Annotated in this window: 21 protein-coding genes and 1 other annotated feature; of the genes, 2 read left to right on the forward strand and 19 right to left on the reverse strand. The window is 40.3% G+C overall.

All coding sequences use genetic code 11. From position 1 onward, the window contains the following. Positions 1-40: 40 nt before the first annotated feature. The 18 genes from BN1875_RS00920 to BN1875_RS01005 all read right to left on the reverse strand — a co-directional run bounded on the left by BN1875_RS00920 (position 41) and on the right by BN1875_RS01005 (position 17,270). Complete coding sequence (locus BN1875_RS00920; protein ID WP_048603001.1) at positions 41-643, reverse strand: TetR/AcrR family transcriptional regulator; 603 nt, start codon at positions 641-643, stop codon at positions 41-43. 308 nt (positions 644-951) lie between these two features. Next, positions 952-1,314, reverse strand: a complete 363-nt coding sequence (locus tag BN1875_RS00925) for a MerR family transcriptional regulator (RefSeq protein WP_048603002.1) — start codon at positions 1,312-1,314, stop codon at positions 952-954. Between the two features lie 170 nt (positions 1,315-1,484). Further along, positions 1,485-2,417, reverse strand: a complete 933-nt coding sequence (gene cysK / locus BN1875_RS00930; protein WP_048603003.1) for a cysteine synthase A — start codon at positions 2,415-2,417, stop codon at positions 1,485-1,487. A gap of 68 nt (positions 2,418-2,485) precedes the next feature. Beyond that, positions 2,486-2,734, reverse strand: a binding site (T-box leader). Between the two features lie 133 nt (positions 2,735-2,867). Then, positions 2,868-3,806 (reverse strand): riboflavin biosynthesis protein RibF, encoded by a 939-nt coding sequence (ribF, locus tag BN1875_RS00935; protein ID WP_048603004.1) that lies wholly within the window; start codon positions 3,804-3,806, stop codon positions 2,868-2,870. Between the two features lie 69 nt (positions 3,807-3,875). After that, the gene (gene truB / locus BN1875_RS00940; protein ID WP_048603005.1) at positions 3,876-4,790 is read right to left on the reverse strand and encodes a tRNA pseudouridine(55) synthase TruB; all 915 of its coding nucleotides are present in this window, start codon (positions 4,788-4,790) and stop codon (positions 3,876-3,878) included. 146 nt (positions 4,791-4,936) lie between these two features. Beyond that, positions 4,937-5,284 (reverse strand): 30S ribosome-binding factor RbfA, encoded by a 348-nt coding sequence (rbfA, locus tag BN1875_RS00945; RefSeq protein ID WP_048603006.1) that lies wholly within the window; start codon positions 5,282-5,284, stop codon positions 4,937-4,939. 21 nt (positions 5,285-5,305) lie between these two features. Beyond that, positions 5,306-7,981, reverse strand: coding sequence for a translation initiation factor IF-2 (gene infB, locus BN1875_RS00950; RefSeq protein WP_048603007.1), 2,676 nt, complete (start codon positions 7,979-7,981; stop codon positions 5,306-5,308). Positions 7,982-7,993: 12 nt separating this feature from the next. Then, positions 7,994-8,296, reverse strand: coding sequence for a YlxQ-related RNA-binding protein (locus BN1875_RS00955; protein WP_048603008.1), 303 nt, complete (start codon positions 8,294-8,296; stop codon positions 7,994-7,996). Then, positions 8,289-8,585 carry an RNase P modulator RnpM gene (gene rnpM / locus BN1875_RS00960; protein WP_048603009.1) on the reverse strand — a complete coding sequence of 99 codons (297 nt, stop codon included), beginning with the start codon at positions 8,583-8,585 and terminating at the stop codon, positions 8,289-8,291. The genes BN1875_RS00955 and rnpM overlap by 8 nt, the downstream gene beginning before the upstream one ends. A 22-nt stretch (positions 8,586-8,607) precedes the next feature. After that, on the reverse strand, positions 8,608-9,792 hold the full coding sequence (gene nusA, locus BN1875_RS00965; RefSeq protein ID WP_048603010.1) for a transcription termination factor NusA: 1,185 nt from the start codon (positions 9,790-9,792) through the stop codon (positions 8,608-8,610). Between the two features lie 21 nt (positions 9,793-9,813). After that, positions 9,814-10,287: a ribosome maturation factor RimP gene (gene rimP, locus BN1875_RS00970; RefSeq protein WP_048603011.1), complete on the reverse strand. Its 474-nt coding sequence runs from the start codon at positions 10,285-10,287 to the stop codon at positions 9,814-9,816. Between the two features lie 186 nt (positions 10,288-10,473). Next, positions 10,474-10,803, reverse strand: a complete 330-nt coding sequence (locus BN1875_RS00975; RefSeq protein WP_069959613.1) for a DUF2752 domain-containing protein — start codon at positions 10,801-10,803, stop codon at positions 10,474-10,476. After that, positions 10,803-11,198, reverse strand: a complete 396-nt coding sequence (locus tag BN1875_RS00980; protein ID WP_048603013.1) for a DUF4234 domain-containing protein — start codon at positions 11,196-11,198, stop codon at positions 10,803-10,805. Before BN1875_RS00980 ends, BN1875_RS00975 begins: the two co-directional genes overlap by 1 nt. A 107-nt stretch (positions 11,199-11,305) precedes the next feature. Further along, on the reverse strand, positions 11,306-13,249 hold the full coding sequence (gene thrS, locus BN1875_RS00985; RefSeq protein ID WP_048603014.1) for a threonine--tRNA ligase: 1,944 nt from the start codon (positions 13,247-13,249) through the stop codon (positions 11,306-11,308). Positions 13,250-13,593: 344 nt separating this feature from the next. Next, positions 13,594-13,773, reverse strand: coding sequence for a 2-hydroxymuconate tautomerase (locus BN1875_RS00990; RefSeq protein ID WP_048603015.1), 180 nt, complete (start codon positions 13,771-13,773; stop codon positions 13,594-13,596). Between the two features lie 170 nt (positions 13,774-13,943). Continuing rightward, on the reverse strand, positions 13,944-14,507 hold the full coding sequence (locus tag BN1875_RS00995; protein WP_048603016.1) for a GDSL-type esterase/lipase family protein: 564 nt from the start codon (positions 14,505-14,507) through the stop codon (positions 13,944-13,946). A gap of 17 nt (positions 14,508-14,524) precedes the next feature. Continuing rightward, the gene (locus tag BN1875_RS01000; RefSeq protein WP_048603017.1) at positions 14,525-16,309 is read right to left on the reverse strand and encodes a heavy metal translocating P-type ATPase; all 1,785 of its coding nucleotides are present in this window, start codon (positions 16,307-16,309) and stop codon (positions 14,525-14,527) included. 91 nt (positions 16,310-16,400) lie between these two features. Continuing rightward, the gene (locus BN1875_RS01005; RefSeq protein ID WP_048603157.1) at positions 16,401-17,270 is read right to left on the reverse strand and encodes an aminoglycoside 6-adenylyltransferase; all 870 of its coding nucleotides are present in this window, start codon (positions 17,268-17,270) and stop codon (positions 16,401-16,403) included. 121 nt (positions 17,271-17,391) lie between these two features. Between BN1875_RS01005 and helD the strand changes: the two genes are divergently transcribed. Beyond that, positions 17,392-19,662 (forward strand): RNA polymerase recycling motor HelD, encoded by a 2,271-nt coding sequence (gene helD, locus BN1875_RS01010; RefSeq protein WP_048603018.1) that lies wholly within the window; start codon positions 17,392-17,394, stop codon positions 19,660-19,662. 46 nt (positions 19,663-19,708) lie between these two features. Here helD and BN1875_RS01015 read toward each other — a convergent pair whose 3' ends face one another. Further along, positions 19,709-20,374 (reverse strand): hypothetical protein, encoded by a 666-nt coding sequence (locus tag BN1875_RS01015; RefSeq protein ID WP_048603019.1) that lies wholly within the window; start codon positions 20,372-20,374, stop codon positions 19,709-19,711. Positions 20,375-20,644: 270 nt separating this feature from the next. On the opposite strand from BN1875_RS01015, the gene BN1875_RS01020 reads away from it, so the two are divergent. Beyond that, the gene (locus tag BN1875_RS01020) at positions 20,645-20,935 is read left to right on the forward strand and encodes a hypothetical protein (RefSeq protein ID WP_048603020.1); all 291 of its coding nucleotides are present in this window, start codon (positions 20,645-20,647) and stop codon (positions 20,933-20,935) included. Positions 20,936-20,942 lie beyond the last annotated feature (7 nt).

Below are 20,942 nucleotides of genomic sequence, written 5' to 3' on the forward strand. Positions count from 1 at the left end.
AAAAGCGAGATTTTCCACTGACAAAAAATTCACAGGCTATTTATTTTTGCAATAAAAAACTTAAAAAGATGCTGATATCCGGTAATTGATAGTCCTCTTCAAAAATCGTTGCCATTAGTCCTACTCCCTGAGCGCTACTGATAAAAAACATCGCCAACATTTGCGGATCACCAGCAACAAATTGCTTTTTTTCCTGACCACGAATAATCAATTGTTTCAATGCCGCAATTAGCTCCTTATCCATCGCAATCAATTCCTTCAAGCCGTTATTCGGCTCTGTATTGGGGAAAATCGATTGCGTAACCAATAAAAATAAATCACTTGTGGTTCGATCCACTGCGATTCCTTTCAACATTTCCTCTGTTGCCCCCGTTAAAATGCTTCGTGGATCACCTTCTGCTTGAAACAGGTGTTTCAAATTTCTTAAACCCTCAATGGCTTCACTCATTATGGCATCAAACAAGGCCTGCTTGGAAGGGAAATAACGATATGCCAACCCTGTGCTGACACCTGCCTCTTCGGCAATTGCCTGCATTGTCGTATTCGCAAAAGAATGTTTTGCAAATAAAGTAACCGCGGCATAGCGAATTTTATCTCTCGTTTGTTTTCGCATCGCTTCAAAGCGCTCTGTTTGTTTACTCACGAAATTCCCCCCTGTTCTTTTTTATTCGATATAAATTTATTATAAGAGACTTTGTGAGAGAATTCAATTTGCGGAGAGTTGCTCCCTTAATCTACAAACGTTTCCTCTTATTACTGCTTTTTCTAAAACGTCACAAAGACTGACTGGACAATAATTTTGCAGATCAGCACCTAGGTTTAGCCCGCGGCGTCCTAATAGCTTTTTAAAATATGGGCTGCATTTTCTGCCGTTTCGCCGAAGAAAAAATCAATCACATTCTCATGATTGAAATGTGTATCCGCAATAAAATATTTCACTCCGCTTTCTCCTCAGCGCATCTCACTTTGTAAGTCTGTATAATTAGCGATTTTCCCTTCCAGACGCTCTAAAGTTTCTCCCATTTCTTGGTATTTCTTTTTTAATTGCTCTCTTTCTTCAATCAAAATTTGTTTTCTGGCTTCTAGCGTTGCAGCTCCCTGTTGATAAAGTGTTGTATATTCAATCAAAGATTCCACCGTCAATCCAGCACTGCGCATGCATTTGATGAAATCAATCCATTGCAAATCTTCTTCTGAATAGTTTCGAACCCCGCCGTTTTTACGAGTGATTGGAGGAATTAAACCAATTCGCTCATAGTATCTGAGAGTGACTGGTGTTAATGCCATTTTTTCTGCTACTTTGGAAATGTTCATTTTTTGTCTCCTTGCTTTTTGTCTTTACACTATTTATCATTCATCGCATTCAATACATCAACTTTACAACTTAAACTCAAGGTTAAGTCAAACAGAACTTTTTTGCAATGCTTTGTGAAAAAAAAAACGACGATCAACAGGATTTCCTGCTAATCGTCCTTTGATTCAACTTATTCGTCTGCAAAATCATAGAGAACTGTCGAAAGATAGCGTTCGCCGTTATCAGCAACAATTGCTGCGACTTTCTTGCCGGCACCTAATTTTTTAGCCACTTCAATTGCACCGTAAATAGCTGCCCCTGCAGAAATTCCGACAAGAATCCCTTCTTGTGTTCCAACTTTCCGCGCAGTTTCCAAGGCGTTTTCACTAGATACAGGTAATACTTCTTGGTAGCTTTCTTCATTTAAAACTTTTGGCACAAAGCCGGTAGAAATCCCTTGAATTTTATGAGGACCCGCTTTGCCGCCAGATAAAACAGCAGATTCGGCCGCTTCCACCGCATAAACACGAACATTTGGCAAAGTTTCCTTCAAACTTTTGGCAACACCGGTAATCGTCCCACCAGTTCCAACGCCGGCAACAAACGCATCGAGTCCTGTTTCGGCGAATGCTGCAGCAAGTTCCTTACCAGTTGTTTGATAATGAACTTCTGGATTGGCTTCATTTTCAAATTGCAAAGGCAAAAACCAACCGTTTTCTTCTGCCAACTCTTTAGCCTTGGCAATCGCTCCGTTGATTCCTTCACTCCCTGGTGTCAAAACTAATTTTGCACCGTATGCTTGGATCAATTTCCGACGTTCAATTGAGAAGGTTTCCGGTAAAACGATGACAACGTTATACCCTTTTGCCGCACCAACGAAGGATAAGCCAACGCCTGTATTGCCGGAAGTCGGTTCAACGATTGTTCCTCCGGGTTTTAATTTCCCCTCTTTTTCTGCTTTTTCGATCATTGCAAGGGCGATTCGATCCTTGACTGAACCAGCTGGGTTATAAAATTCTAGTTTAACATAGACATCTGCAGCACCTTCTGGAACGATTCGATTTAGTTTTACGACAGGTGTATCTCCGGTCAATTCTAAGATATTTTCAACGATTTTTGCCATTTGCATTCTCTCCTTTTTATCAGTACAACCGCTGTTCCTACAAAATAAAAAAACATCCTTCCATAAAAAGAAAGGACGATTGTCTCGTGTGACCACCTTTGTTCGCTGACTCTTCACAAAGTCAGCCTCCATAAGTATCTCAAAAAATTCAAACGAAATACTTGCGCGTATCTAACGGACGCTTTCCGTCGGCAGTTCGTTATTACTTGCTGTCGATTGCTCCAAGACCATTTTCCAAAGTTTCCCGCTGCTTATTCTCATTCTCCTAAGCTCTCTGTAAGTGTTCCGCTTTGTACTTATCTTTTCATGGCATTTCTTATTTTGTTGTTGTAATCATAGCGCAGAGAGTAGATTAATTCAATCTTTCACATGATAAGAAATAAAGCAGTGTGATAAATTTTTGTTATCATTAAAAAAGAATCGGAGTAATTATCCTCCGATTCTGGTTTCTTATTTTTTAAAATATGCACGTGTTGCCGCTTCGTCTGCATGCAGTTGTTCGATCAGAGCTTCTGCCCCATCAAAAGCAACCTGTCCCCGTAGCAGATGTAGCCAGCGGACACTGACCTGTTCCCCATAGATATCTTGATGAAAATCCAAAATATAGACTTCAACTGTTAATTCTCGTCCTTTGCCGAAGGTATCATTATGGCCAATTGATCCCATTGCCGGATACCAACGATCGCCCACCTTCAATTCAGACACATAGACGCCTTCTTCGGGCAAACGGACAGTAGATTTGAACTTGATATTGGCTGTAGGAAATCCTAAAGTGCGTCCACGAGCATCCCCGTGCACGACTGTCCCTTCGATTTCATATGGATAGCCCAATAGTTTATTGACTTCATCCATATTTCCTTCTTCCAACAATTGACGAATACGAGTAGAACTGATTTTTTCTCCATCCTCAGTTTCTTTTGCTACTGTGACTACCTCAAAACGATTTTTAGCATATTCAGGAAGATGGGCTACATCAGCGATATCTCTCGGACCATAGGTATAATCAAAGCCGCTGACAGCAAATTTTCCATGAAGACCCACAATATATTGATCCACAAAGTCCTGTGGCTTTAATCCTGCAAACGCCGAAGTAAAATCAATCACATATAAATAATCGACGCCTAGATCAGCCATGATTCGTTCTTTTTGCGAAAGGCTAGTTAGGTAATGCATTTCAGCTGGATCGACCTTTTGGAAAACAATGGAAGGATGTTGATTAAATGTCATCACAGCTAACTTTAATCCTTGCTCCTCAGCGATTTTTTTTCCTTTCCGAATGACTTTCTGATGTCCTTTATGTACCCCATCAAAAAAGCCCAGAACTAAAACGACATCCCCTTCTGGAATTTGCTCTTTTGTATAAGGATGTCTAATCGTTATTATTTTCATCAAAATTCTCCGTTCATAATTAAGGTAACAAATTTACTACACAGAACCTATCAAGTAATCCTCCATCTACTACTCCGTACGAAACATTTTCCTCGGTTTTAGTTCTTCGGGATTCTTATTGTTCTTTTCATAGATTCCTACCACTTTTTCTTGATAAAACAGCGCAATCGGTTCCTGTGGCATTTCGGCTAATTGGAAAGCTGAAAAAGGCAGTCGCATCCCATTTTTTATTTTTTGCCACAATGCATCGGAAAGATCCACCCGTGGAAATTCCTTTACGCCATATTCAATTGGCAATAAATAGGCCTCTAATTGGTTTTGCTCTACTAATTCCCGTACCTGTTGCAGGGTTACTGCTTGCGCTTTTGTAAATCCGCCACTAGCTATTCGTGTTAAGTCCGACATGTGGGCGGCTACCTGTAATTTTTTTCCCGTATCAACCGCTAACGTTCGCACGTAGGTTCCTTTGCCGCACCTCACTTGAAACCGCCAAGACTGGGTTCCATTTTCCCATACTGGCTCTGAGATTCGTTCAAAAGAAAAAATTTGGGCTTTGCGTTCAGGGCGTTCAACGATTTCTCCCGCTCGTGCATAGTCATATAACCGACGTCCGTTGACCTTGACCGCTGAAAACATCGGCGGTATCTGAGTAATTTCACCCGTCAAAGAAGCCATTGCTTCATCGATTGCTTTGTTCGAAAATGGTTGTTGGATGACTGTACGTTCAACAACCTCTCCTGAAGCATCCTCTGTCGTTGTTGCAAATCCAAGGGTAATTTCCCCTACATATGTTTTTCCCGACTCCATCAGAAATTCTACCATCTTTGTGCCTTTTCCGATACAAATCGGCAATACACCATCTACATCGGGATCCAGTGTACCACTATGCCCGATTTTTTTTGTATGTAAAATTTTTCGTAATTGAAAAACACAGTCATGACTCGTCATTCCCCGTTCTTTCCATAGAGGTAAAATTCCGTCCATGTCACACCTCACTTCTCCTATTCAACTGGATTATTATAGCACATTTCCCCAGAAGTTTATCATCTGTAAACTGAAAAAAGCGAAGGTATCTCAGTTCCCAAAAAGAGAGCTGAAATCCTTCGCTAGTTTTTTCATGAAATTCTTCTTTACTCTTTGTGCAGGTTGCGAATCATTTCATCGATCTTATTGCCATATTCGACAGATTCATCAAGTTCAAAAAAGATTTCCGGCGTTTTATAAAGGGTTAAGGTTTGTCCCAATTCATGACGAATCAAGCCTGTTGCTTTTTCAAGCCCTTGCTGTGCCTTTTGTCTTTCAGAAGCTAATTCTGACAGTAAACTATAATAAATTGTCGCTTGTTGCAAATCACCTGTCACACGTACATCAGTAATAGTTACATCCTGTACCCGAGGATCACGGATTTTTTTTCGTAAGATTTGGTTTACTTCCCGTAGAATTTCTTGTGCTACTCTGCGATCACGATAATTGGCCATAGTCTTCGACCTCCTTTGTGATTAATCGTTTTTAATTTCTTCCATAACATATGCTTCGATAACATCATCTGCTTTGAGATCGTTGAATTTTTCGATCATTGCACCACATTCAAAGCCTAGCTTAACTTCCTTCACATCATCTTTGAAGCGTTTCAAGCTTGCTAATACACCTTCGTAAATCACGATGCCGTCGCGAATCACACGCACACCGCTGTCTCGACGAATAAATCCTTCTGTTACGTAACAACCAGCAATCGTTCCGACTTTGGAGACTTTATATGTTTCTCGGACAACCATTTGTCCTATGATTTTTTCTTCGAATTCTGGATCAAGCATTCCCTTCATCGCTGTTTCGATTTCTTCGATGGCTTTGTAAATGATCCGGTGTAGACGAATGTCCACTTTTTCAGCATCTGCTTGTTGTTTTGCTTGTGGTGTCGGACGCACATTGAATCCAATGATAATCGCATTACTTGCTGCAGCCAGTGTCACATCGCTCTCATTGATGGCACCTACTGCTGAATGGACGATATTGATACGAACGCCTTCAACATCGATTTTTTGTAATGAGGCTGCCAATGCTTCGGCAGAACCTTGCACGTCTGCTTTAATGATAACATTAACGTCTTTCAATTCGCCTTCTTTTAGGCTTTCAAATAATGTATCCAGTGTTACCCGACTATTAGATGAGCGTTGTTCCATCAAGGCACGTTTGCCCCGCTCTTCCCCAGCTGCCCGAGCAGTTTTTTCATCTTCAAAGACAACGAAACGGTCTCCAGCTTGAGGTACATCATTCAATCCGGTAATTTCAACTGGTGTTGCTGGTCCAGCTGCTTTTTCCCGCCGACCGATATCATTGGTCATCACCCGAACACGTCCATAGGTATTTCCGACAACGATTGGATCACCAACATGCAGTGTTCCTTGTTGAACCAGTAAAGTAGAAACTGGTCCTTTTCCTTTATCTAATCGTGCTTCAATGACGGTTCCGATTGCCCGCTGTTGAGGATCTGCTTTCAAATCTTCAACTTCTGCAACTAAAACAATCATTTCCAACAATTCTTCGATATTTTGACCAAATTTTGCGGAGATTTCAACAAAAATCGTATCGCCACCCCAAGCTTCAGGGATCAGTTCATATTCGCTTAGTTCTTGCATAACATGTTGTGGATTAGCACCTGGTTTATCGATTTTATTGACTGCAACGATGATTGGAACTTTTGCTGCCTTCGCATGATTGATTGCTTCAATTGTTTGTGGCATCACACCATCATCTGCTGCAACTACTAAAATAGTAATATCAGTAATACTTGCTCCTCGTGCCCGCATGCTGGTAAAGGCCGCGTGTCCCGGTGTATCCAAGAAGGTAATAGGTTTGCCGTCGATATCAATTTGATAAGCACCAATATGCTGTGTAATTCCTCCGGCTTCACCACTGGTTACTCGTGAATGACGCAAAGTATCTAACAACGTTGTCTTACCGTGATCGACGTGTCCCATGATCGTTACAACTGGTGGACGTGGAACAAGATTTTCTTCATTCAATTCTTCTGGTTCAAAGAATTTGTCGATATCTGTGATATCCACTTGTACTTTTTCTTGTGCTTCCATGCCGTAGTCTGTCGCCAATAATTCAATCGTATCTTTATCCAACGGTTGATTTTGGTTGACCATAACACCCATCAAGAATAATTTTTTGATGATTTCGGCTGGCTCACGATGGATTTTTTTTGAAATTTCTGCTACGTTCATACCTTCTGTATATTCTAAAACATCTGGCAATTCACGGAATTTACGTGGTGGAACAGCAGGTTTTTGGGAAGTTTGTTGTTGACGGCCTTTCTTCCCTTTTTTATTAAATCGATTGCGATTTTGATTGCCAAAATTGTTGCGGTTTTGGTTGTTGAAGTTTCCTTTGCCGCGGTTATTGTTCGTTGTTCGTTTTTGATCTTGTCCACCTTGTCCGCCGGCTTGTCCTCGAGTTTGATTCTGAGAAGCAGCTTGTGGACGTTGGTTGGTTGCTTGATTGCGTTGTTCTGTTGGTTTTTGGTTTGTTTTTTGATTCATCTGTTTTCCTGACTGTGGTTGCTGTGATTGTGGACGACTTTGTCCCTGAGGTTTTTGACCTTGTGTTTGTGGTCTTTGTCCTTGGGTCTGTGGTCTCCCTTGATTTTGCGGTTTTTGACCTTGATTCTGTGGTCGTTGTGCTTGATTTTGCGGTCTTGCTTGATTTTGATTTTGTGGTTTTTGACCTTGTGTTTGTGGTCTTGTTGTCTGTTGTTTTGGTTTTTCTTGATTTGGTCGTTCTGCCTGGTTTACTCCTTGATTTGCAGGTTTAGCCGTGTCTTGACGATAAGGCTTGTTTCCCGCTGGACGGGCAGGTTTGTTACGATTTTGAAAATTCGGATTATTCCGCTGTGTTTGGAATTTTTTATGTTCAGGTTTTGCTTCTGGATTAGAAGGCTGGTTCGCTGGTTTTTGGGTTGCAGGTTGGCTATTTTCTTGTTGTCTATTTCCGGAGTTCGGTCTGTTTGACGCGCCTCCAGTCAATGTTTGGCGTAATTTTTTTTCTTCTCCATCCGAAATCGAACCCATATGGTTTTTGACATCAAATCCTAAAGATTGCGCCTTTTCAACAAGCTCTTTGCTTGATTTGTTCATTTCTTTTGCAAGTTCATAAATTCTTTTTTTACCCATGCAATCACCTTCCTAACCTTGTATTAGTTCCTTGATCTTCCTTCCAAAACCTTGATCCATTACAGCAATCACCATCCTTGGTTTGCCAATGGCGTGACTGATTTCAGTAGAAGTTAACTCGTCAAAGCAAGGAACTTTGTAATAAGTACTTTTATCTTTGACTTTTTTTTGGGTATTTTTTCCAGCGTCAGAGGCGATCAAAACAAGTGCCGCTTTTTGCGAACGGATCTCTTTGACCACAAGCTCTTCGCCGGTTACCAGTTTACCAGCTCGCATTGCAAGTCCTAACATATTCAGCAGCTTCGTCTTATTCATTTTTGAATAACTCGCGACGGGCTTTTTGATGGGTGACATAGTCTAATAATTCTTGATAGAATTCATCTGTCAAGGTTGTTTCCAACACCCGATCCAAAATTTTCTTTTCTTGAGAAACACGTACTTCCTCAGGTTCAATCGCAACATACGCACCGCGACCAGGCATTTTTCCAGATGGATCAATGGAAACGACGCCTTCTTTTGAGCGGGCAATGCGAATCAATTCTTTTTTAGGTTTCATTTCACCAGACACAACCGATTTTCGTAAAGGAACTTTTCGTTTTTTCATCGTTTTTCCCTCGCTTGTTTCTCTACTTTTCGTCCATATCAACGACTTCATCGTCTGCAGGTTTTTCTGATTCCACGATTGCTTCTTCTGGAGTTTCAGTTATCGCTGCATCCACATCAGCTGATTCACCGGCATCGATATAATCGCCATCTTCAAGTTTTGCGTAAAATTCTTCCATATCTGATTCTGATTTGATATCGATTTTAAACCCAGTTAATTTTGCTGCAAGACGGGCGTTTTGTCCCCGTTTGCCGATGGCTAATGACAATTGATAATCTGGTACGACAACTGTGCAGGCCTTAGGATTTTGCAAGTCAAAGATAACATCCACAACTTGTGCCGGATTCAACGAATTTGCAATGTATACTGCGGCATCTTCGTTCCATTCAACGATATCCATGTTTTCGCCCTTTAATTCATTGACGATAGCTTGGACCCGTTGGCCTTTTGGTCCTACACACGTTCCCACGGGATCGATATTCGGATCATTGGATCGAACAGAAACTTTTGAACGGTCCCCTGCTTCACGAGCAATACTGATAATTTCAACCGTTCCATCATAGACTTCCGGCACTTCTTGTTCAAATAAGCGACGCAACAAATCTGGATGGCTACGGCTTACAAAAACTTGAGGGCCTTTTGATGTATTTTCAACACGAAAAACGTAGACCTTGATTCGGTCGTGAGGTTGATAAAATTCGTTAGGCATTTGATCTTGCTTTGAAAGGACAGCTTCGATTTTGCCAAGATTGACATAAATATAACGATGGTCTTGACGTTCAACAATTCCTTGCATGATGTCTTTTTCATAAGCACTGAATTCGTTATAGATAATGTTGCGTTCCGCTTCTCTCACCCGTTGCAAGATAACTTGTTTCGCCGTTTGGGCGGCAATCCGTCCAAAATCTTTCGGTGTGACTTCGAAACGAATCTTATCCCCGATTTCATAAGCAGGATTGATCAGCAAAGCGTCTTTTAAAGATACTTCCAACTGAGAGTCCATGACTTCTTCAGTTACTTCTTTGACTGCATACACATGGATGTTGCCCTTTTTTTGATCAAATTCCACTTCAACGTTTTGTGCTTGGCCATAGTGGCGTTTGTAAGCCGAAACTAAAGCTGCTTCAAGCGCTTCAATAACGATTTCTTTGGAAACTCCTTTTTCCGCTTCCAATGCATCCAATGCATTCAACATTTCTTTACTCATTGTTTTCTGACTCCTTCGTGATTAAAATTGAATAGCTAAACGCGCTTTAGCAATGTTTTTCCGATCAAAAGTAATCTCTTTTTCCCGTGTTTTTATACGAATTTTCATCGTCATCTGTTCTTTATCAAAAGCTTGTAAAAATCCTTCGTACTGCTTTTCACCATCGACTGGCTGATAAAAGGATACATGGATGTATTCGCCAAGTGCTTTTTCATAGTCGCTTTCTTTTTTCAAAGGACGCTCAGCACCAGGAGAAGAAACTTCTAAAAAATATGCTTGGGGAATGGGATCTGGATCGCACGCATCCAGTTTTTCACTTAATTGCTCACTGACAAAGGCACACTCCTCGATATCGATTCCGCCTTCTTTATCAATGAATACGCGAAGAAACCAGCTTTTTCCTTCTTTTGCAAATTCCACTTCAACCAACTCAAAATTTTGTTCCTCTAAGATGGGAGTCACTAATTCCGTAACTGTTTCCACCACTGTACTCAAAATTCTTCGCCTCCTTCAAAATAAACGACTTTCATTCATGAAAAAGAGTGAGCGAAATTTCCGCTCACTCACTTCAAGTATCATTACCATAACGTACTATACCATATACTACGAGAAAACTCAAGGTCTAAAGACGGACCTGATAAGCATTCCACGCTTTCTTAAAAAATATTCAATAATTTTTTCTTAAAAAATTTGGCGAAGCAACCGTGGAAGCAACGCCTGTTGATCGAAATCCATTGGCGGATATTCGGGGAAAAGCAGGAACAAGCGTATACCGTATACGACTAAAACAACGCCTAACAATGACAGCCAGAGTTTCTCCTTACGCAAAATTGCCGCCAGACGGGGAAAATATTTCTTACCAAGCAGCGCTCCGAAAATCAAAGCTACCAACCAAAATAGTGGATGATAATAAAATGCCCCTGTAAAATCGCCACTAAAAAAATGAAGAAATGCGCGGGTCATGCCACAACCTGGGCAAGGCAGACCGGTAATTGCTTTGAAAAAACACATTAATAATCTGTCCAGTCGTCATCTTTTGTTTCTGGCTCCGTAGTATCTGTTCGCCATAAAAGATTCAAATCAGATTGCAAAATCGCCATATTGACAATATTCAGCCCAAATAAAGATAGGACGATAAAAAGAACTTTATTGTCATTATAAACCTTGTAGCCAACTTTTTGCTGCGCTTTTATGAATAGGTCATTGATCCGATACCACCAATAAATACCGTAAATACCACAGGTAATAACCGTTAATAAAATAACCGTTCCTGGACTTAATCGATAATCATTTGTGTACTCATTCAGATCTCTTGTGGTTTGATACATCCAGACAAAAAAATAAATGCCACAGGTAATAATCGACAGGACAATCACTGATAGGATCGATCGTTGCTTGTTTTCCATTTTTTCATTCCTTTCTCCCTGTTTTTATCTCTTTTTGATAATAAATTTTCCCGCTTTTTGATGTTTAACCAAAAAGCGAGAAATTCGTTCAACTATTCAGTAGTTACCTATGCTTCACGACTGTAATTGTTTACTTCTGCAACGATTGCATCGATAAACATACTCAAATCTTCCACAGCAGTTTCTTTACTTCCGTAACGACGAACATTTACCGTAGCATCCTTCACTTCATTGTCTCCAACAACTAATTGATAAGGAATTTTTTGCGTTTGGGAGCCCCGAATTTTATAGCCCATTTTTTCATTTCGGTCATCCACTTCAACCCGCAAACCTTGGCTTTGCAGACGTTCTTTGATTTCATAAGCGTAATCACTGTGTGCATCAACGGAAACCGGGATGATTGTTGCTTGAACAGGTGCCAACCAAGTTGGAAAAGCGCCTTTATAAACTTCAGTCAAATATGCAACAAAACGTTCCATGGTTGACACGATTCCTCGGTGAATGACAACAGGACGATGCGTATTTTCGCCATCTTCCCCAACATAAGTCAAGTCAAAACGTTCAGGCAATAAGAAATCCAATTGAATCGTTGACAATGTTTCTTCCATTCCCAATGCTGTTTTTACTTGTACATCCATTTTTGGACCATAAAAGGCAGCTTCACCTTCTGCTTCAAAATAGTCTAAACCAAGCTCATCCATTGCTTCTTTCAACATTGTTTGAGCATTTTCCCACATTGCATCATCATCAAAATATTTGTCTGTATTGTTTGGATCCCGATAGCTTAAGCGGAAACGATAATCGGTGATGTTGAAATCTTTGTAAACAGCAATCATCAAGTCCAGTGTCCGTTTAAATTCTTCCTTGATTTGATCTGGGCGAACAAAAGTATGTCCGTCGTTCAAGGTCATTTCCCGCACCCGTTGCAACCCGGACAATGCGCCAGATTTTTCATAACGGTGCATCATACCAAGTTCAGCAATTCGAATTGGCAACTCGCGATAAGAATGGATATGATTTTTATAAACCATCATATGATGAGGACAATTCATTGGGCGCAGAACCAGCATTTCGCCATCTCCCATATCCATTGGCGGAAACATATCTTCATGGTAGTGATCCCAGTGTCCAGAAGTTTTGTATAAGTTCACATCTGCCATAATCGGTGTATACACGTGTTGATAACCCAAACCAATTTCCTTATCTACAATGTAGCGTTCGATAGTCCGACGAATGGTTGCTCCTTTTGGCAACCAGAATGGTAACCCAGAACCAACTTCTTGAGAAACCATGAATAAATCTAATTCTTTCCCAAGTTTACGGTGATCCCGTTCCTTGGCTTCTTCTCTTTGTTTGATAAATTCCTTTAATTCTTTTTTATCAAAGAAAGCTGTACCATAAACCCGTTGCATCATGTGGTTGTCAGAATTTCCGCGCCAGTAAGCACCTGCCACAGACAGCAATTTGAATACTTGGATTCGCCCCGTTGACGGCACGTGAGGTCCACGGCATAGGTCAACGAATTCTCCTTGACTATAGGCAGTAATTACTTCGTCTTCTGGCAATTCACTAATCAGTTCCACTTTATAAGGATCAGCCGCAAAAAGTTCTAGTGCTTCTGCTTTTGTTAAAACATGGCGTTCGATTGGCAGGTTTTCTTTTACAATTTTCATCATTTCTGTTTCGATTGCTGGTAAATCTTCGGCAGCAATTGGGTGTTCGCCATTGTCTGTATCGTAATAAAAACCAGTATCAATCGCTGGACCCACTCCAAAATGGATTTTAGGGAACAAGCGACGCATAGCTTGCGCCATTAAATGAGCAGAAGAATGTCGAACCAAAGCAAGAGCATCTTCATGATCTGGGGTTACGATTTCAATAGAAGCATCTTCTTCAATTGGGCGATCCAAGTCGATCAATTGTCCGTTTATTTTTCCTGCTAAAGCTTTTTTTCCAAGACTTTTAGAAATTTGATCTGCGATTTCTTTTGTAGTGATTCCAGCAGCAAACTCTTTTACTGCACCATCTGGAAATGTAATTTTTATTGACATAAAAAATCCTCCTTCAAAATTATGATTGATAAAAAGATAGGTCGAAGAGCTTTTGATTGCCGAAAAATAAAAAAATCCTAGCATCGCACTGCGATACTAGGACGAAATTTCGTGGTTCCACCTAATTTTCAAACACAATCTGTGTTCCTCAAACGTGGTAACGGTGCGACCGCCTTCGCTTCAACAAAGGTTTCAAAAGTGGTCCGCCTCTGGTTTTCTTCCGGAAAATTCTCAGCCGTGATTTTCCTCTCTTTTCGAAGACTCTCAAATTTGGTTGTCTTTTTCATCAATCAATTATAGAACCATTTAAGCACTAAAACGTGTAAATTGCAAGAAAGAAATGCCTATTCTTTCCAAGCTCCGTTAACTCCGTAATTTCCTTTTTTCATTTCATTGATGATGATGTGGATATGCTCTTTTGGCGCACCCGTATTTTTATGAACAGCCTCAGTAATATCTTTCATCATTCCTTCAAGCTGTTCTCTGCTTCTTCCTTCAACCAATTCTACATGAACAAATGGCATAGTTCTTTCCTCTTTTCATAAATATAGACAAATGATTTTTGACTTTGCGGCTCCTATTATACCTCCCGCCTTTCTTAAATAGCAAATCGCTCTTAAAAAAATTGGGGGTCCTACTTTCCTCACCGATGGATACAAAAAAATCAGCCCCAAACCGACTGATTTTTTTCCTATTAAAGATACCTCACGATGATATCTGAAAGCAGATCATAGCCTTCTTTACCAAAGTGCAGACCATCCTTTACGGTTCCATTGATGATTTTTTTAAAATCCGGCTGGTTGATGATCTCTGTATAAAAATCAAGAACAACACAGTTTTCCCGATTTGCTACCTCCATCAAACAATTGATGTAGGACTTGATTAGCTCATTGTTACGAAATTTCTGTTTCTTTTCATCCACTGCGGGAGGAGTGATAAAGAAAATTTGGCTGGCAGTATATTTCTTTTTCAGCTGAGTAATCATCCATTGCAGATTTTCCTGATAAACCATTTTGGAAACCTGCTTATTTTCAGCTAAATCATTTGTTCCAATTAGAAGAAACAGCTTGTCAATTCCTCTAAAATGCATCACATCTTTGGCAAAACGATTTCGTAAGTCATTACTGTTGTTGCCACTGATTGCGGTGTTTACGATTTTTATTTTAGGAACCTTCTTCTTCAAATATGCGTTCAACATGGGTTCTTTTAGGGATTCCTTACGAGCGATCAAACTATCTCCAGTCAATAAAATCTTCATGCTATCCCTCCAATTTTCTAATCATTTTTGGCACGCAACGCACTCAAAATTGAAACAGTATCTACAACTTCTTGCAAAATTGCTCCGAACAAAGCGGGGATGACACCTGTGCTGGCAATCAACATCAAAAGTATACAAATAAAGATTCCGATCAAAACCGATTGCTTGGCGATTCGCATTGTATCTTTTGCGACCTCTACGGCTCTGAGCACTCGCGACAAGTCATCCTTCAAAACAACCGCATCGGCACTCTCACTGGCAGCAGTTGACCCATGCGCTCCCATGGCAATTCCGATATCCGCGATTGCAAGCGCCGGTGCATCATTGACCCCGTCACCCACCATTACCAGTGGTCGATCAGATGCCGAAATTCCCTTAATCACATTGATTTTATCCTGTGGCAAACACTCAGCATAGACCTCGTCAATACCCGCTTGTTGAGCAATATCATCGGCAATCGCTTGATGGTCTCCCGTCAACATTAAAATTCGTTTGATACCAAGGTTTCTCAAGGAAGCAACGGTTTGCTTTGCTTCTGGCCGTAAGATGTCTTGAAAAGTAATCGTCCCGGCGAATGATTCATCGCAGGAAATATAAATAATCGTTTCATCAGTGGGAATTTCTTGCGCGTTAGCAAATGCTGCCCGCCCGATTTTTAAAAGATGACCATCAATTTCCGCCTTGATTCCTGAACCAGTTACTTCTTCCAATGAATCTGCCGTTGTCAAGGTAACTTTGTTTTTGGCATACGCAACGATGGAACGAGCTAAGATGTGAGAAGAATCCTGTTCCGCGCTGGCAACATAGTAAAGCAGGCGCTGTTCATTGAATCCTTCGGTCGGATGAATTGCGGAAACTGCCAGTTGTCCCGCTGTTATGGTTCCTGTTTTATCAAAAGTTATTGTTTTTGCCTCTGCCAATTTTTCAATCGTTGTTCCGGTTTTTACAATGATACCGTTTCGACTAGAGCGGCTCATTCCTGCAACCAAAGCGATTGGCGCTGCCAAAATCAACGGACAAGGAGAAGCAACAACCAAAACTTCAGCAAAACGAACTGGATCTTTTGTCACCAACCATGCAATCCCCCCGATTAGGTAAGCAATTGCAGTAAAAGGAATCGCGTAACGATCTGCCATTCGAACAAAGTGAGCTGGTTTTTCTTTTGATTCTTTTACCAATTTGATAATTGTTTGGTATTGAGAATCTTCCGCGGACTTTGTAACTTCGACTCGCAACGATTCTTCACCGTTGATTGATCCAGACATGACCTCTTCACCGATTTTTTTCGTCACCGGACGAGACTCACCTGTCAAGGAAGACTCATCCAACGTAGCCCTCTCAGATAAAATTTTCCCATCTACTGGAACGATCTCACCGGGCTTCACCACTAGCTGATCGTTGATTTGAGCCGCTTCGACCGCAATATCCTCCAATTGTCCATTCACAAGCCGATGGGCAATTTGTGGTGAATGATCCAGTAAAGACTGCAATTCTTTATTGGCTTGTCTGCCGGCGTAATCTTCTAAACTATCTCCACCTGTCAGCATGACCAAAATCATCAAACTCGCCCAATATTCGCCTACTGCTAATGTGGCAACAATGGCGGTAATTGCTAAAATATCCACACCATATCGCCCAGAACGAAGTGTTCGAATCATTTCAATCAACATAGTAAAAGCAACGATACTGCCAATGATAGCAACCAATAAAAATGCCCATCTCGGTTGCTTCAATAAGAATTCGCTTGCGAGAGCCGCTACTCCTACAAGAATTGTAATAATGAATTTTTTAAAGTGGTTCATCAACGATCATCCTTCTTTCTTTTCTAGCATACCGATAATTCGCTGAAAAGAAAAAGAAAGCAACTTAAATGAAAATATCTTTCATTTACAATTAAACAGTTTCCTTTTTGTCTGTTTCCTGGTACCACGTACGGCTATAAGCCATTACTTTTTCGGCTGTTTCCGCATCGTAAAAGAATCCTTGATGTGCTGCAAATTTTAAAGCTTCGCCATGAAAGAAGGCTTGTGTTTTAAACAATGCCTGCCAGATTTTTTCTTTAGAAGAAAAATCCCGAACGATTAAAAGTTGCTCTTGTTGATCCATCGTTAAATATTTAGGCAAATATTTAAAATTTTTGCCGACACTAAACGTGTAATTTTTTTCTGCAGCAACCTGCCAGCTTAACAAGCGCAATAATTCTTTTTGACAAACTTCATACAAATGATCTGAAGCATAGAGCAGTTCCTTACGCCACAAGCCTTTAACAACATAGGTGGATACCCACCAAAATTCATTGCAGCAGTCAAAAAACTCTTCCTTTGTTGGCTCCTTGACCCAAAAAGCAGTATCTGTTGGAGAAGTTAATTGCGGAAAAATGCCACAAGGATCATATAAAACTGATAATAATGGTTCTTCTGCAATCTCCCTTTCAATCTCAGAAAATGGACAGAGCATTAAATCAATCCGATTGCCATCTGCAAACAGCATCAAAAAAGTAAATCGCTCCCCTAATGTTGGTGGAAACAAGGTCATTTCCTCGGGGCATTGCATAATCAAGCGTTCCCCGAATTTTTCCAACCATTTCCGATTAGTGAGTAGACTTTTTTTCTCATTCACAATATACACAATATCAAAATCCTGAAAAGAATCCTTTGGTACGTTGGAATTCATACGAGAACCTGAGATTGCTGCAGCGACGACCTGAGGTAATTCCTTGGCTGTTTGCAGAATCAACGTCAGCATTTCTTGTTCTGTTCTCATTTCCATTTCTCTCACATCTCTTTCTTTTTCTTTATTTTATCATAAGTCTTTTTTTCTCTCGGCAAGTTACTGTTTTTTATGCTATAATTTTATGTTGTATTTTTTTAAGGAGGCCTATTTAATGGAGGAAAGAATCAAAGAACAAATGCATGCAGATGAGACCATCGGCTTGATCGGTGCTGAGCAGCAATTATTGGAAAAACAGCAGCAAGTATTGACTGGAACGATGCAAGAAGAACTGAAAGAAATCGCAAAGAAAACGATCCGCAGCGGTTCTGACGAAGCCTTTTATGAATCTGCCGTTGAATATCGCCAACATGAACAAGAATTATTACTAAAATATCAGACTGCAGAGTCCCAGCAAAAGCGGATCAAAACCTTGCAGACAATGAGTGGAAATCCGTATTTTGCCCGAATCGATTTCAAGGAAGAAACGGAAAAAGAAACACTTTATTTAGGAATTGCCTCCTTGCGAGACAAATCGGAAGAAACGATCGTGATCGACTGGCGGGCACCGATTGCTAATCTTTATTACGAAGGCGAGCTGGGTCCTACTTTTTATGAAACGGATCAAGAGCATTTTGATGTAGAATTATTGTTAAAAAGACAATTTAAAATCCAAGAAGGAAAAATTCTTTCGATGGTGGATACTTCCGAAGTGATCAACGATGAATTCCTTCTGGAAATCTTGGATGAAGCCTCTTCTTCCCAAATGAAAAATATCGTCTCCACGATTCAAAAAGCGCAAAACCAAATTATCCGTGATACTCATAGCAAAATCATGCTGATTGAAGGAATCGCCGGTAGTGGAAAAACCTCGGCTTTATTACAACGGGTCGCCTTTCTTTTGTACCGTCACCGCAAATGGCTAGACGACAAACAAGTTTTACTGTTTTCACCCAATCATCTATTTTCTGATTACATTGCAATGGTTTTACCTTCTTTAGGGGAAAGTGAAGTTCCTACACGTACCTTCCGAACCTTTATTTCCCAATTGGTACCAGGATTTGAAATTGAAAAAGAAGCACAGCAGGAAGAAATTTTTCTATCCGGAAAAGAACAGAAAACCGAACGACTCAAAAGTGGAATGAGTCTCGTTAGTGAAATCCAGCGGTACAGTCGGGGAATTACTTCCTATGGTCCTTTGTTCCGTTCGCTGAAAGTCAAGGGTGAAGTAAAATTATCGGCGGCACAAATCAGACAATGGTACCAAGAGACCAATCAGGCACTACCGCTTTATCAACGAACACAACTTTTGCAAACGAAGCTCTTGAAAAAAATCGGCGGATTGCAAAAAGACGAAGCGAAGAAAAACTGGGTCAAGGAGTTGGCAGAAGAAAAGCTGCAGGAATTTTTTGCCGACAATCCCAATCAAGATGACTCAGAAGAAAATGAACGTCGGATACGGGGGCAAATTCGCAAACAAATAGCCCGGCGTTATTTCCGAGGAATGACACGAGCTATCCAACAATTTCAATTTATCAATTATTCCAAACAATACCTGCATTTTCTGCAATCCATTCCAGAAACAAAATTGGAAAAAGCGGGAATTTCAAAAGCAGAATGGGCAGAATCTCAACTTGTCACCCGTGAAAAATTGAAAAATAAAGTCTTGACTCAAGAAGATGCAGTGTTGTTTTTCCTATTGTCAAAGGAACTTTATCCTGCTGAAGTACCGCAAAAAGCCCGCTTCATCTTTATTGATGAAATGCAGGATTTCCCCCCTGCACAGGTTGCTTTATTGCGCCGACTCTATCCGAAAGCCACACTAACTTTGTGCGGCGATCTGAATCAAAAAGTTTTTGGAAATGAAACGATTGTGGGCTCTCTGCCTGAGTTATTCCCTAATGAAGAGGTGACTCGTTATCAATTGACGACCAGCTATCGTTCCACCAAAGAAATCACCGATTTTGCCAATCAGTTTCTGACCCAAGACAACCGAGTAGAATTGACTGCCCGCAAAGGCGAGCTTCCTTTGATTCTAACCAGTCCTTCTGAAAAGCAACGCTTGCATGTCCTCGAACAGTTGTTGCAGGATGAAGAAAAAGCCCATTTTTGGCGTAGTGCAGTCATTTGTAAAACAGCTGAAGAATGTGAAGCCTTGTATCAACAGCTTTCACCAGAATTACAGAAAAAAGTCCAGTTGATTGTTTCAGAAGACACCTTCATGAAGCGTTCTATTATGATTATTCCGGCATTTCTGGCGAAAGGTTTGGAATTTGATCAGGTATTTGCGTGGAATATAGGAGAAAATTTCCAGACAGCTCAAGATCAACTGATTTTATATACGATTGCTACCCGTGCCATGCACGAGCTGACTATTTTTACACCAACACCAACCAGTCCACTACTGGCTGCGGTAAAAAATAGTTTTCAAGAAAAAATGATTTAAAAAAACGCCCTTTCCACTATTTTGTGAAAAGGGCGTTTTTCATTTATTATTCTTTTAGAAATGGTGTCGTATGAGGATATTTTAAGGATACGACATTTAAAATCATTGCCAATTCTGAACGATTTTCTGCCAGTTCTGAATCAAAATTTTTGCTATGTCGACCAATCGCACCGTTATCAATCAAACGATAGATTCGGTTCCATTCAATAAACTGCTCCAATGTATTGAAATTGCTGATAGGAAAACCCGCACCATCCAGAATCTCCGACAAACGGAAAACGAGATAGGCACTGTCAATGACTTGTTTATCATCAGAAATAGCTTCATAGGAGGTACGCTTTTTTGTTTTGTTGTAATCCATAATCACTTTTTCCGGTTGATGCTTCAGACTCCATTCCAAAAGCAGGAAAAAACCTTCCATTCGGTATTCTTCTCGAAACAGACGATCGGTTTCTGCTGATTGTCGAAAAACTAAAGGAATCAAATATCTCTTTTTATAAATCAAAAGAGGTGCACAATCGACACTGAAATTTACATAACGATTTAAATAACCTGAACCGCGAAAATTTCCTAGCCGATAGCCAGATACGCCAAACTTTTGATATTTTTCACATAACTTTGAACAATCTGCGATTGAGACAGCTGTTTCTGCTAATTTATCATACCCGCTCAAAATACGATCAAAAGGTTCGAGGACGATTTTTTCCGACATATGCTCACCTGCTCTCTAAAAATAAATAACTTTCTCCTTTGATTTTAGCACAGAATTTTCTGATTAGCCAAATTGAAACAGGAGCAAGTGGAAAATTTTTTTAATGGCACATTTTTAAGATAAGGCGACCTAAAACAGCTTTCTAATAGTCTTTTTTTCTAGTCTACGTTATACTTTTTTTTAGGAGATGCTGGGTCTTTCTAGATTTCTATTAAAGGACTCCCTTAGAAAAAATTCAGCCAATTATTTACAGAAAATGAGGTGTTAAACATGTTTGTACTTGCTATTATAACGGGAATCGCCACTATTTTTCTTTATTACTTGATTATGAACGCAACGATTTCCCTAACGATTGCTACCATTCTTCAACTTGGACTATTGGTACTAACGATTCTTGCCAAAATACTCTATCGCGGACCTAAAAAACGCGGCTCTTATGACGGAGGCTGGTATAAAATCTGGACGATTCGTTATGGATTGATCATGCTGTCCCTTTTAGGAAATATGGCGGTCTTCATTGTTTTTGTTTTGAATCTTTTTGGGTTTATGGAAGTCTTCTAAAAAACGC

The sequence above is a fragment of the Enterococcus massiliensis genome (genome assembly GCF_001050095.1).
GTDB lineage: Bacteria > Bacillota > Bacilli > Lactobacillales > Enterococcaceae > Enterococcus_C > Enterococcus_C songbeiensis.